Genomic DNA, 13,244 nt, shown 5'->3' with positions numbered 1-13,244 from the left:
TCCTGAGATAGAACGTTTTAATCGCCCGTGGAGGGGTGCCCGCGGGACACGCCGCGCCGGGATCACTTGAAGCCCGTGGTCGCGATGCCCTGGGTCAGGTAACGCTGACCGGCGAGGAAGAACCCGAAGATGGGCATCAGCCCGACGATGGACATGGCGAACAGCTCGCCCCAGGCCGTCTCACCCTGGCCGTCCATGAACGACCGCAGCGCCACCGGCATCGTCCACAGCTCGGGATCGGTCAGGAAGATGAGCTGGCTGAAGAAGTCGTTCCAGGTCCAGATGAACGTGAACAGCGCCGAGGTCGCCAGCGCGGGAACCGACAGCGGGATGATGATGCGCCAGTAGATCCTGATGTGGCCGCAGCCGTCGATGCGGGCCGCCTCGTCGAGCTCGCGGGGCAGGCCACGGATGAACTGCACCATCAGGAAGATGAAGAACGCGTCGTGCGCCAGGAACTTCGGCACGACCAGCGGCAGGTTGGTGTTGATCCAGTCGAGCTGGGAGAACAGCACGTACTGGGGGACGATGAGCACGTGGATGGGCAGCATCAGGGTCGCCAGCATCGCGGCGAAGAAGAGGTTGCGGCCCCGGAACTCCAGCCGGGCGAACGCATAGGCCGCCAGCGAGCACGACAGCAGGTTGCCGGCCACCGCCAGGATCGCGATCACCGCGGAGTTCAGCAGGTAGAAGTGGAACGGGTGGCTCAGCGCCCCCCAGCCGTCGATGTAGTTGGCCAGGTCGAGCTCGGTCGGCCAGATCGAGGGGTCCCGGAAGATCGTCTCCGTGGGCTTGACGGAGCTCGACACCATCCACAGCAGCGGATAGAGCATCACCAGCCCGAAGCCGATGAGCAGCACGTGCTTCGGCAGCCGCCACGACCGGCGGCGCGAAGGCCTCAGCTCAGTTGCCATAGAACACCCACCGCTTGGCGAAGAGGAAGTTGAGTCCGGTCAGGACGGCGATGATGGCCAGCAGCACCCACGCCATCGCGGAGGCGTAGCCCATGTCGAAGGAGCCGAAGCCGCGCTCGTAGAGGTAGAGCGTGTAGAGCAGGGTGGCGTCGGACGGGCCGCCCCGACCCCCGCTGATCACGAACGCCTGGGTGAAGCTCTGGAAGGCGCCGATCAGCTGCAGCACGAGATTGAAGAAGATGATCGGCGTCAGCAGCGGGAGCGTGATGCGGAAGAACCTCGACACCGGGCCCGCGCCGTCGACCTCCGCCGCCTCGTAATAGGAGTGCGGGATCTGGCGCAGCCCGGCCAGGAAGATCACCATCGGCGCGCCGAACGTCCACGCGTTGAGCACGATGAGCGTGCCCAGGGCGAAGTCGGGGTGGGCGACCCAGCTGACGCCCTCGATGCCGGCGGTCGCGAGCACCTGGTTGACCAGGCCCTCCTTGCCGAAGATCTGCCGCCACAGGATCGCGACGGACACGCTGCCCGCGAGCAGCGACGGCAGGTAGTAGACCGAGCGGTAGAAGCCCAGCCCGCGCACGCCCCGGTTGAGCAGCAGCGCCAGCGCCAGCGCCAGGACCAGCTGGACGGGCACCGACACGAACACGTAGACGAACGTGACCGCGAGCGACTTGTGCAGCCGCGGATCCTCCAGCATCTGCCGGTAGTTGTCCAGCCCCAGCCACTCGGGCGGCTTGAGCAGGGTGTATTCGGTGAACGACAGGTAGAGGGAGGCCAGGATCGGCCCCACGGTGAACAGCGCCATGCCGATGAACCACGGCGTCAGGAAGAGGTAGCCGATGCGGTCGCGCGCGGGGCCGCTCGGCGAGGACCGCCGTCGCCGCCGCCTCCCGCGCGCGAGAGGGGGCTCTCGCTCGGGCGGGGCGATGGCCGGGGTCAAACGGTTGCTCATAGACCACCCTTTGCCAATCGCGCGGGGGTTGCGCGTGTCAGGGCGACCGGGGCCAAGGTGCCGTCCGGCCTGTGAGTAACCAGTTTCTAACAGAGCCGGAAGAGGGTGTCAACGCTTGTCGAGCGAAGCACTGAGCTGCGGCAACGCCGGACAACATTTTCCTTCCGACCCATGCGGCAACCGGTTGCAGCGGTATTGAGAAACCGGTATCTTGCGAGCGCGCCCGGCCGCGGGCGCGCTCGTCACGGCTCGGCGATTTAATGCATGCAGGCGGAACGGCCGGAGCGTGCAGGGGGAGCGGATGAGGGCAGGCACGGGAGAGCGTGCAGAGGACCGGGAAGAGCCGGCATCCCAGCCGGGACCGGCGGGGAGGCGCGGGCCACGGCCGGCGGGCGCGGCGACCATCAGCCGGGTCGCCGAGGCCGCGGGCGTTTCCCGCGCCACCGTGTCCCGGGTGATGAACGGCTCCACCACCGTCAAACCTGAGCTCGCCGCCCGCGTGCGCGCGGCCGCGCAGGCGCTCGACTACGAGCCGAGCGTGGCCGCCCGCAGCCTCGCGCTCGGCCGCACGGGCACGATCTCCCTCGTCGTCCCCGACCTGGCCAACCCGCTGTTCCAGGGCGTGCTGCGCGGGCTCAGCCAGGCCGCGGGCAAGGCAGGGCGCCAGCTGCTGGTGGCCGAGTCCAACGAGGACGCCGAGGAGGAGACGATCCTGGCGATCGAGGCGCGGCGCAACTCCGACGGGATCGTGCTGGCCTCGCCCCGCGCCCCCGACGAGCGGCTGCGCGAGCTCAGCGACCGCCTGGCGCCTTTCGTGCTCGTCTACCGGGACGTCCCCGGCCTGGCCGCCCCGTCGCTGTCGGTCGACAACGTCGCGGGCATCAACGACCTGGTCTCCCACCTCACCGGTCTCGGCCACCGCCACCTGGCCTACCTGAGCGGTCCCGACGCCAGCTCCTCCCACGCGCTGCGGCTCGCCGCGCTGCGCGCCGCGGCGGCCGGCACCCCGGGGTTCACGCTGACGGAGCTGCCGTGCGGCTCGATGTTCGACGACGGCCACGCCGCGGCCGGCCCGGTGCTGGAGTGCGGCGCGAGCGCGGTGGTGGCGTTCAACGACATGGTGGCCTCCGGCGCGCTGACCGGCCTGCACGAGCTCGGCGTTCGGGTGCCCGGCGACGTGTCCGTCACCGGGTTCGACGACATCCCGTTCGCCCGCTACACCACTCCCCCGCTGACCACGGTGTCGATCCCCAAGAACGAGCTGGGCCGGCAGGCGTGGGACCGGCTGTGGGCGCTGATGAACGGCGAGAGCGGCGGCTACAACGTGCGCTTCCAGCCCCGGCTGCTCATCCGCGACAGCACGGGGCCCGCGCCGTCCTAGAGGAGAGCACATGCAGTGGATCAGCGTCCGCGGGGACCGGCTGGCCGGCTGCTTCGCGTTCGACGCGTGCGACCGGCGCGAGCCGCTCGCCGACGTGCCCAGGACCCACCTGGCCGAGGGCTGAGCCTCAACCGAGCGCGCGGTCGAGGTTGAACGCCGCGCTGATCAGCGCCAGGTGGGTGAAGGCCTGCGGGAAGTTGCCCTGCTGCTCGCCGCTGCGGCTGATCTCCTCGGCGTACAGGCCCACGTGGTTGGCGTAGGTCAGCATCTTCTCGAACGCCAGCCTGCCCTCCTCCACGCGGCCCGCGCGCACGAGCGCCTCGACGTACCAGAACGAGCAGATGGAGAACGTGCCCTCCTCCCCGCGCAGGCCGTCCGGGCTGGCCTGCGGGTCGTAGCGGTAGACCAGCGAGTCGGACACCAGCTCGGCGGTGAGCGCGTCGAGGGTGGCCAGCCACTTCGGGTCGGTGGGCGAGATGAACTTCACCAGCGGCATCATGAGGACGGCGGCGTCGAGCACGTCGCCGTCCTCGTACTGCACGAACGCCTTGAGCTCCTTTGACCAGCCGCGGCGCATGAGCTTGCGGTAGATCGCGTCGCGGGCGAGCCGCCAGCGCGGGATGTCGGCGGGCAGGCCGCGCCGGTTGGCCATCCGCATGGCCCGCTCGATCGCCACCCAGCACATCAGCCGCGAATAGGCGAACTTCTTGCGCCCGCCGCGGGTCTCCCAGACGCCCTCGTCGGGCTGGTCCCAGTGGTCGCAAACCCAGTCCACCAGGCCGCAGACCTCGTCCCAGTGGTCGCTGGAGATGGGCTGCCCCCACTTGTCGTAGAGGTAGATGGAGTCGATGAGCGCTCCGTAGATGTCGAGCTGGAGCTGGCCCGCGGCGGCGTTGCCGACCCGCACGGGGGCGGAGCCCTGGTGTCCTTCCAGGTGGTCGAGCTCGCGTTCGGGCAGGTCGGTACGCCCGTCGATGCCGTACATGATCTGCAGTGGCCCTGAGGGCCCGTCGACGCACTGGGTGACGCGCCGGGTCAGGAAGTTCATGAACGCCTCGGCCTCGCCGGTGAACCCCAGCCGGAGCAGGGCGTAGACGGCGAAGGCGGCGTCGCGCACCCACAGGTAGCGGTAGTCCCAGTTGCGCTCGCCGCCGATCTGCTCGGGCAGGCTCGTCGTCGGCGCGGCCACGATCGCGCCCGTCGGCGCGTACGTGAGCAGCTTGAGGGTCAGCGCGGACCGGTGCACCATCTCCCGCCACCGGCCGCGGTAGCGGGAGGCGGACAACCACCGCCGCCAGAACGTCACCGTGGCGGCGAACTCGTCCTCGGCCTCGGAGTACGCGCACCCGCGCGGCATCACGTCGCCGCCGACCTGGTCGAGCGCGAACACCTCCGACTCGCCCTCCTCGAGGGTGAAGGCCGCTCTGGCGTCCAGGTCGTCGCATTCGACCGGCACCGTGGCGGTCAGCGCCAGCGACAGGTCCTCCGACTCGAACAGCACCACCCCGTCGTGCTCGCGAACGCGGTGCGGCTGCGCGCCGTAGCCGAACCGGGGCGCGACCCGCGCGTGGAACGGGATCGACCCGCGCACGCAGATCACCCGCCGCATCAGCCGGTGGCGCCGGGCCTCGCCCGAGTCGCTGGACACCGGCATGAAGTCCTGGATCTCGCCCACCCCGCCCTCGGTGAAGAACCGGGTGATCAGGACGTTGGTGTCGGGGAAGTAGAACTGCTTGGTCTTCGCGGGCACGCTCGCTGCCAGCTCGAACGCCCCGCCCTTGTCGGCGTCGAGGATCGAGCCGAAGACGCTGGGCGAATCGAAGGTCGGGCAGCAGTACCAGTCGATGGTGCCGTCGGTGCCCACCAGCGCCACGGTGCGCAGGTCGCCGATCAGGCCGTGCTCGGCGATCGGCAGGTAACGGGCGGGCCCGCAGTGGCCCGCCTGATCCAATTGTCCGGCCATCGCAACCTCTCTCCGACGTCGCGCTGTCCCTACCCACGGCGCGCCGCCGTCTCTCCCCCGATCCAGCCGTCCCTCCCCCCGATCCAGCGGTACGAACCCCGCCTTCCCCGGCATGGCGTGCCACGTGTCGGCGGGGCTGCCCGGATCCCGCCGCCTTCAGGTGCACACTGGCCCGATGGGAGTGCGGGTCCGGGTCGAAGGCGTGGTCCAGGGGGTGGGGTTCCGCCCGTTCGTGCACGGGCTCGCCACCCGGCTGGGGCTGGCGGGCCGGGTCGGCAACGACGCCCGCGGCGTGTTCGTCGAACTGGACGGCGAGCGCGACCGGATCGCCGAGTTCCTGACACGGCTCGAACGCGACGCGCCCCCGCTGGCCGCGATCGAGCGTGTCACGGTCACCCGGGGTGGCCGCGCGTCCGACGGCCGGTTCCAGATCGTGCCGAGCGAGCGGTCGGGAACGCCGCGCACGCTGGTCTCGCCCGACATCGCGACGTGCGCCGACTGCCTGGCGGAGCTGGCCGACCCCGCCGATCGGCGCTACCGCTACCCCTTCGTCAACTGCGTCAACTGCGGGCCACGGCTGACGATCACCCGGGCCCTGCCGTACGACCGGCCGCTGACCACGATGGCGGGCTTCGCCATGTGCGACGCCTGCCTGGCCGAGTACCACGACCCGGCCGACCGCCGCTTCCACGCCCAGCCCGTCTGCTGCCCGGCCTGCGGCCCCACGCTCAGGCTGGTGGACGCGCGGGACACCCCGCAGGCCGGCGGCGACCCGCTGGCCGGAGCCGCCGGGGTGCTGCGCGGAGGCGGGGTGCTGGCGGTGAAGGGCCTCGGCGGCTACCACCTGGCGGTCGTGGCCTCCGACGAGCGGGCCGCCGCGGAGCTGCGGCGGCGCAAGCGGCGGCAGGACAAGCCGTTCGCCGTCATGGTGGCCGACCTGGCGCAGGCCAGGAGGCTGTGCGAGGTGGACGCGGTGGCGGAGGCGCTCCTGACCGGCCGCGAGCGCCCCGTCGTGCTGCTGCCGCGCCGCGCGGACGTCTCCGGGGCCGTGGCGGTCGCGGTCGCCCCGGGGCGGCGTCTCCTCGGGCTGATGCTGCCGTACACGCCGCTGCACCACCTGCTGCTCGCGGAGACGGGCGCGCCCATCGTGCTGACGAGCGCGAACCTCGCCGGCGAGCCGATCGAGTACGACGACCGCGCCGCCCTCGACCGGCTCGGCGGCATGGCGGACGCGTTCCTGACCCACGACCGGCCCATCCACCTGCGGGCCGACGACTCGGTGGCGCGTGTGGTCCGGGGCAGGGGCACGCTCCTGCGGCGCTCGCGCGGCCACGCCCCTGCCCCGTTCACGCTGGCGTGGGAGGCGCCCCGGCCGGTCCTCGGCTGCGGCGCGGCGCTGAAGAACACGTTCTGCCTGGCGCGCGGACGGCACGCGTTCGTGTCCCCGCACCTCGGCGACCTGGAGGGCTACGAGACGCTGCGGGCGTACGCGGCGGGGATCGAGCACTTCTCGGCCCTGCTCGGCGTGCGCCCCGAGGTGGTCGCGCACGACCTCCATCCGGACTACCCGTCCACCCGGTACGCGCTGGGCCTGCCGGACGCCGAACCGGTCCCGGTGCAGCACCACCACGCCCACATCGCCTCGTGCCTGGCCGACAACGGCGAGCACGGCCGGGTGATCGGCGTCGCGTTCGACGGCCTCGGCTACGGCGCCGACGGCACGTTGTGGGGCGGCGAGTTCCTCCTCGCCGACCTGGTCTCGTTCGAGCGGGCCGGGCATCTGGCGCCCGTTCCGATGCCGGGCGGCGAGGTGGCGATCAGGCAGCCGTGGCGGATGGCCGCCGCCTACCTGGCGGGCCTGGACGGCCCGGAAGACGACGCGGCGGGCGCGACGGCCGTGGCACGGCGCGCTGGGGCCCGGTGGGAGAGCGTGACCGCGCTGGCCCGGCGCGGCGGGGCGGCGGCGCCGCCGACCTCGAGCGCCGGACGTCTGTTCGACGCCGTGGCGGCGCTGGCCGGCGTGCGCGACACGATCACGTACGAGGGGCAGGCCGCGATCGAGCTGGAGCAGCTCGCCGACCCCGGGGAACGCGGCGCCTATCCGGCGGGCATCGCGCGGCACGACGGGGTGCTCGTGGTGGCCGGCGCGGACCTGGTGCGGGCGGCGCTGGAGGACCTGACCAGGGGCGCCGGCCCGCCGGTCGTGTCCGCCCGCTTCCACAACGGCGTCCGCGAGCTCATTGTGCGGTGCTGCACGGCGCTGCGCGAGAAGACGGGGCTGACGACGGTGGCGCTGTCCGGCGGCGTCTTCCAGAACGTGCTGCTGGCGGAGCGCACGGTGGAGCGGCTGGAGTGCGCCGGGTTCAGGGTGCTCACCCATGCGGGCGTCCCAGCCGGCGACGGCGGCATCAGCCTCGGCCAGGCAGCCGTCGCCGCCGCCCGCGACCTCTTCCGTTAGCCGGGCGGGTTCCGCCTCCGCGCAGGTCAGCGAGGTTTCGGCCGGCTTCCGGGGCGGTATGTCCGCTACGTAGAGCTACTGTCCGGGCACATCACGACACCGGACCAGCAACTCTGCATCCGGCCACGAAAGGGGCTTGGGCCATGACGACCACGCAGACGCCAACAGGTCTGGACGAGCTTCACATCCTGTGGACCTCGGAGGGGATGAGCTGCGACGGCGACACCGTCTCCGTCACCGCGGCCTCGCTGCCGAGCCTGGAGGACGTGCTGCTGGGGCTCGTGCCGGGACTGCCCAAGGTGCACCTGCACAACAAGGTCCTGGCGACCGAGGTGGGCGACGCCTTCATGGCCGCCTTCCACCAGGCCCACCACGACGAGCTCGGCCCGTTCATCCTCGTGGTCGAGGGGTCGATCCCCAACGAGAGGATCAACGGCGACGGCTACTGGACGTCCATGGGCAACGACCCGGCCACCGGCGAGCCCATCACGGTGAACGAGTGGATCGACCGGCTGGCTCCCAAGGCCTGGGCCGTCGTCGCCATCGGCACCTGCGCCACCTACGGCGGCATCCACGCCATGGCCGGCAACCCGACCGGCTGCATGGGGCTGGCCGACTACCTCGGCAAGGACTTCCGCTCGGCCGGCGGCCTGCCCATCGTCAACGTGCCCGGCTGCCCCGTGCAGCCGGACAACTTCATGGAGACGCTGACCTGGCTGCTCTACCAGGCGGCGGGGATGGCCCCCACCATCCCGCTCGACGAGATGCTCCGGCCCACCTGGTTGTTCGGCAAGACCGTGCACGAGGGCTGCGACCGGGGCGGCTACTACGAGCAGGGCGACTTCGCCCACGACTACAACTCTCCCAAGTGCCTGGTGCGCGTCGGCTGCTGGGGCCCGGTGGTCAACTGCAACGTCACCAAGCGCGGCTGGATGGACGGCGTCGGCGGCTGCCCCAACGTGGGCGGCATCTGCATCGCCTGCACCATGCCCGGCTTCCCCGACAAGTTCATGCCGTTCATGGACGAACCCCCCGGCGGATCGGTGTCGGCGGCACTCAGCGGCGCGTACGGCTCGCTGATCCGCAGGATGCGCTCGATCACGAACAACACGGCCAACAAGGAACCGAAGTGGCGTCACAACCGCCGCAGGCTGACGAGCGGGTACGACGCGCGCTGGGGAAACGGCTAAAGGGAGAGTGGCGAGGTGACAACCCGTACAGCGGGCGCCAAGCAGCAAGCGGGCGAGTCCCGCGAGCTGGTGGAGATGTCGTGGGACCCGATCACCAGAATCATCGGCAACCTGGGCATCTACACCAAGATCGACTTCAAGAACCGCGAGGTCGTCGAGTGCAAGAGCACCTCGTCGCTGTTCCGCGGCTACAGCGTGTTCATGAAGGGCAAGGATCCGCGCGACGCGCACTTCATCACGAGCCGGATCTGCGGCATCTGCGGTGACAACCACGCGGTCTGCTCGATCTACGCCCAGAACATGGCGTACGGGGTCAAGCCCCCGCCGCTGGCCGAGTGGATCATCAACCTGGGCGAAGCGGCCGAGTACATGTTCGACCACACCCTCTTCCAGGACAACCTCGTCTTCGTCGACTACTGCGAGCAGATGGTCAAGGAGACCAACCCCAGCCTGCTGCGCCGGGCGGAGACCGCGGAGGCGCCGAACGCCGGGGTGCACGGCTTCCGCACGATCGCCGACATCATGCGCGCGTTCAACCCGTTCAGCGGTGCGGTCTACAAGGAGGCGCTGCACGTCAGCCGGGTGACCAGGGAGATGTGCTGCCTGATGGAGGGCAGGCACGTGCACCCGTCGACGCTCTACCCGGGCGGCGTGGGCACGGTGGCGACGCCCCAGGTGTTCACCGACTACCTGGTGCGGCTGCTGCGGGTGCTCGACTTCGTGAAGAAGGCCGTCCCGATGAACGACGACCTGTTCGACTTCTTCTACGAGGCGCTGCCCGGCTACGAGGAGGTCGGCCGCCGGCGGGTGATGCTCGGCTGCTGGGGCGCCTTCCAGGATCCGGCCGTGGTCGACTACGACTACCGCACCATGAACGCGTGGGGCAGGAACATGTTCGTCACGCCGGGCATCGTCCTGGACGGCGAGCTGCTGACCACCAACCTGGTGGACATCAACCTCGGCATCCGGATCCTGCTGGGCAGCTCCTACTACGACGACTGGCAGTCCGAGGAGACGTTCGTCACCCACGACCCGCTCGGCAACCCGGTGGACCAGCGCCACCCGTGGAACCAGACGACGCTGCCCAAGCCGCAGAAACGCGACCTGGAGCACGGCAACTACAGCTGGGTGATGAGCCCGCGCTGGTACGACCAGCGCACCGGCGACCACCTGGCGCTCGACACCGGCGGCGGCCCGCTGGCGCGGCTGTGGTCGACGGCGCTCGCGGGCCTGGTCGACACCGGCACGGTGCGCGCCACGGGCCGCAGCGTGGAGATCAACCTGCCCAAGAGCGGCTCCCTGCCGGAGATGCGGCTGGAGTGGAAGGTGCCGCGCTGGGCCAACACCATCGAGCGCAACCGGGCCCGCGCGTACTTCGTCGCGTACGCGGCGGCGATGGCGGTGCACTTCCTGGAGCAGGCGCTGGGCGAGGTGCGGGCCGGCCGCACGCAGGTGTTCACCGACTTCGACGTGCCGGACGACGCGATCGGCTGCGGCTTCCACGAGGCGGTGCGCGGCGTGCTGTCGCACCACATGGTGATCCGCGACGGCAAGATCGCCAACTACCATCCGTACCCGCCGACGCCGTGGAACGCCAGCCCGCGCGACATGTACGGCACGCCGGGACCGTACGAGGACGCCGTGCAGGGGCTGCCGATCTTCGAGGAGAACGGGCCCGACGAGTTCAAGGGCATCGACATCATGCGTACGGTGCGCAGCTTCGACCCCTGCCTGCCGTGCGGCGTGCACATGTACCTGGGCGGCGGCAAGGAGCTCAAACAGGTGCACTCCCCCACCTTCGGCGCGAGTCTCTCCGGTTAGGGGCGGGCGGATGGACGATCGCATCGCGAGGATCGAGGTCATGCTCGACGAGGCCGGCCCTGACGCGGTCGAGCTCGTCAAGGAGCTGCTCGACCTGTACGGCGAGGGCCTGGCACGTGTCATGGCGATCCTGGAGGACGAGCAGGCGGCGCGGCTGGCCGCCGACGAGTCGGTCGCGCCGCTCCTGCTGCTGCACGACCTGCATCCGCTGGACGTGCGGGCCCGCGTCGAGGCGGTGATCGGCGGCGCAGCCGAGGTGCTCGCCGTCGAGGACGACCTGGTACGGCTGCGCGTGCGGCCCGCCGGCTGCCGCTCCTCGTCCGCGGCGGCGACGTCGGCCCTGCGGGAGGCGGTACGCGCCGCCGCCCCGGAGATCGAGCACGTCGACATCGAGGTCGAACGCGAGAAGGCGCCGCTGATCCCGATCGAGAGCCTGGCCGTGCGCTCCGGCCCGCGCACACCGTGAGCCGTGAATCCGGCCGCGCGCACCCGCCCGCGGACACCGTGAGCCGAGAACCCGGCCGCGCGCACCCGCCCGCGGACACCGTGACCGGGCTGCTGCGCCGGCTCGCCGCGCAGGCGCGTGAGCGGGGGCCGGCCCGTCAGGCGGAGGTGTGCGAGCTGTGCGGCGAGGCGCTGCCGGACGTGCACCGCCACCTGCTGGAGCTGCCGTCCCGTGAGCTGCGCTGCGCGTGCCGGGCCTGCCAGGTGCTGTTCGACCACGTGGCGGCCGGTGGCGGGCACCACGTCCTGGTGCCGGACCGGCGCCGGCGGCTGAGCGGCTTCGTCCTTCCCGAGCCGGTGTGGGCGCGGCTGGGCGCCCCGGTGCGCATGGTGTGTTTGGTGCGCGACTCGGCTTCCGGCGGGATCGTCCAGTTCTACCCCAGCCCGGCCGGCGCGGTGCGGGCGCCCGCCGACCCGGCGGCCTGGGACCTTCTGGTGCGGGACAACCCGGTGCTCGCGGAGCTGCGCCAGGACGTGGAGGCCCTGCTCGTCGACCGCGACCGCGGCGCGTGGATCGTGCCGCTGGACGACTGTTACGCGCTCGTCGGGACGATCCGGGCCCGCTGGCGCGGGCTGACCGGCGGCCAGGACGTGCGCGCGCACCTCGCCAGATTCTTCACCGACCTCGACGACCGGTCCGTCACCGTACCGGCCAACGACGACACCAGGAGCCCAGCGTGAGCAGGAAACACCCGATCAGGACGGGTCGCCCGGACGTGCACCCCGACGCCCCCTCGCACGTGAAGGGCGTCAAGGAGGGCAACAGCCGCGGCAACTACGACAAGCAGGAGGGCCACCTGCCCGACGGCAGCTCCACAGCCCGGCGCTCGACCGGCATCAATCCCCGCAAACACGATCCCATCGACCCCGACATGCCCAACCTGTCGCCCGCCTGATCACGATGCCACCGACAGCACCGGCCGTGCGGATCGAAGTCCTCGGCGTCGAGGCGGCCGCTCCGGCCGCCGCGCCCGCCCTCGACTTCCGGCTGCGCGTGCACGCCGACGCGCCGGTCCGCGCGCTCACGCTGGCCACGCAGCTGCGCATCGACGCCGACGCGCGCGACTACGACGAGGACGCGCGGAGGCGGCTCGAAGGGCTGTTCGGCCCGCCCGAGACGTGGGGGCGCAACGTGTCCAGCCTGCTGTGGGCCCGGACCGTCACCCACGTGCCCGCCTTCACCGGCAGCGCCCCGGCGACGCTCACCGTCCCGTGCACGTACGACTTCGACGTGGCCGCGGCCACCTACCTGCACGGCCTGCCCGGCGGGGAGGTGCCGCTGCGGTTCCTGTTCACCGGGACCGTCTTCTACCTCGACGACGGCCGTCTGCAGGCGGCCTGCCTGCCGTGGGACACCGAGGCGGGCCACCGCATGCCGGTGCTGGCGTGGAAGGAGCTCATGGACCGCCACTTCCCGCGCACGGCCTGGATCCGGCTGGATCGCGACACGTTCGACCGCCTGTACGCGCACCGGGTGCGGCACACCCTGCTCGGATGGGACGACACGGTCAGGTCACTGTTGGAAACGAGCGGAGGCTGACCGCGCATGGACCCGCAGACGGATCAGGTACGGCAGATCGCCCGGGCCGTGCTGTATGAGGGCTACCTGCTGTGGCCGTACCGCGAGTCGTCGCTGAAGAACCGGCACCGCTGGACGATCGGCGGCGTGCACCCCGAGGCGTACGGCCGGGCCCACGACGGCAACCGCTGGCGGATGCGTATGGAATGCCTCGTCGAAGCGGAGCCCGGCGACACCGTCGACGTGTGCGTACGGTTCCTGCACGTCGTCACCCGCGAGCCGGTCGCCGGCGGCCCCGGCCGCCTGGCCGGCGAGGAGGCGCGGGAGCGCGAGCTGACCATGCCCGGCCTCGTCGTGGACGAGCTGGCGCACGGCCCGGCCGTCACGGCCGTCGAACTGCCCGCCGGACGCCGGGTCGAGCCGCTCAACGGACCGCTGGACGAGCCGCTGGACGAGCCGATGGACGAGCCGCTGAACGAGCCGATGGACGGGCTGCGGGAGGAAGCGCTGGACGGGCCGACGGACGGGCTGCGGGAGAG

Annotated in this window: 11 protein-coding genes and 1 pseudogene; 9 read left to right on the top strand and 3 right to left on the bottom strand. The window is 71.4% G+C overall.

Going from position 1 to position 13,244, the window contains the following annotated elements:
* Positions 1-62: 62 nt before the first annotated feature.
* Positions 63-914 carry a carbohydrate ABC transporter permease gene (locus tag E1292_RS14800; RefSeq protein WP_132595717.1) on the bottom strand — a complete coding sequence of 284 codons (852 nt, stop codon included), beginning with the start codon at positions 912-914 and terminating at the stop codon, positions 63-65.
* Entirely contained in the window at positions 904-1,869 is a 966-nt protein-coding gene (locus E1292_RS14795) for a carbohydrate ABC transporter permease (RefSeq protein ID WP_132595716.1), read from the bottom strand. The genes E1292_RS14800 and E1292_RS14795 overlap by 11 nt, the downstream gene beginning before the upstream one ends.
* 301 nt (positions 1,870-2,170) lie before the next feature.
* On the opposite strand from E1292_RS14795, the gene E1292_RS14790 reads away from it, so the two are divergent.
* Positions 2,171-3,250, top strand: coding sequence for a LacI family DNA-binding transcriptional regulator (locus E1292_RS14790; protein WP_132595715.1), 1,080 nt, complete (start codon positions 2,171-2,173; stop codon positions 3,248-3,250).
* 127 nt (positions 3,251-3,377) lie between these two features.
* Here E1292_RS14790 and E1292_RS14785 read toward each other — a convergent pair whose 3' ends face one another.
* Entirely contained in the window at positions 3,378-5,213 is a 1,836-nt protein-coding gene (locus E1292_RS14785; RefSeq protein WP_132595714.1) for a glycoside hydrolase family 15 protein, read from the bottom strand.
* A 175-nt stretch (positions 5,214-5,388) separates the two neighbouring features.
* On the opposite strand from E1292_RS14785, the gene hypF reads away from it, so the two are divergent.
* The 8 genes and pseudogenes from hypF to E1292_RS14745 all read left to right on the top strand — a co-directional run.
* Entirely contained in the window at positions 5,389-7,671 is a 2,283-nt protein-coding gene (gene hypF, locus E1292_RS14780; protein WP_181958232.1) for a carbamoyltransferase HypF, read from the top strand.
* A 143-nt stretch (positions 7,672-7,814) separates the two neighbouring features.
* A complete protein-coding gene (locus E1292_RS14775; protein ID WP_132595713.1) occupies positions 7,815-8,861 on the top strand; it encodes an NADH-quinone oxidoreductase subunit B family protein in 1,047 nt (348 codons plus the stop codon).
* A 15-nt stretch (positions 8,862-8,876) separates the two neighbouring features.
* Entirely contained in the window at positions 8,877-10,682 is a 1,806-nt protein-coding gene (locus E1292_RS14770; RefSeq protein ID WP_246090119.1) for a nickel-dependent hydrogenase large subunit, read from the top strand.
* A 10-nt stretch (positions 10,683-10,692) separates the two neighbouring features.
* On the top strand, positions 10,693-11,148 hold the full coding sequence (locus E1292_RS14765; protein WP_132595712.1) for a NifU-related iron-sulfur-binding protein: 456 nt from the start codon (positions 10,693-10,695) through the stop codon (positions 11,146-11,148).
* A gap of 38 nt (positions 11,149-11,186) precedes the next feature.
* Positions 11,187-11,867, top strand: a complete 681-nt coding sequence (locus tag E1292_RS14760) for a DUF5947 family protein (protein WP_132595711.1) — start codon at positions 11,187-11,189, stop codon at positions 11,865-11,867.
* On the top strand, positions 11,864-12,082 hold the full coding sequence (locus tag E1292_RS14755; RefSeq protein ID WP_165974538.1) for a hypothetical protein: 219 nt from the start codon (positions 11,864-11,866) through the stop codon (positions 12,080-12,082). Before E1292_RS14760 ends, E1292_RS14755 begins: the two co-directional genes overlap by 4 nt.
* Before the next feature lie 26 nt (positions 12,083-12,108).
* Positions 12,109-12,726: a DUF6084 family protein gene (locus E1292_RS14750; protein ID WP_132595710.1), complete on the top strand. Its 618-nt coding sequence runs from the start codon at positions 12,109-12,111 to the stop codon at positions 12,724-12,726.
* A gap of 6 nt (positions 12,727-12,732) precedes the next feature.
* Positions 12,733-13,244 (top strand): annotated as a pseudogene (locus tag E1292_RS14745) (hypothetical protein); the annotation flags it as partial.

The organism is Nonomuraea deserti (genome assembly GCF_004348685.1).
Lineage (GTDB): Bacteria > Actinomycetota > Actinomycetes > Streptosporangiales > Streptosporangiaceae > Nonomuraea > Nonomuraea deserti.
Note: the sequence above shows the minus strand (reverse complement) of the source record. Positions and strands in the feature narration are given on the sequence as shown.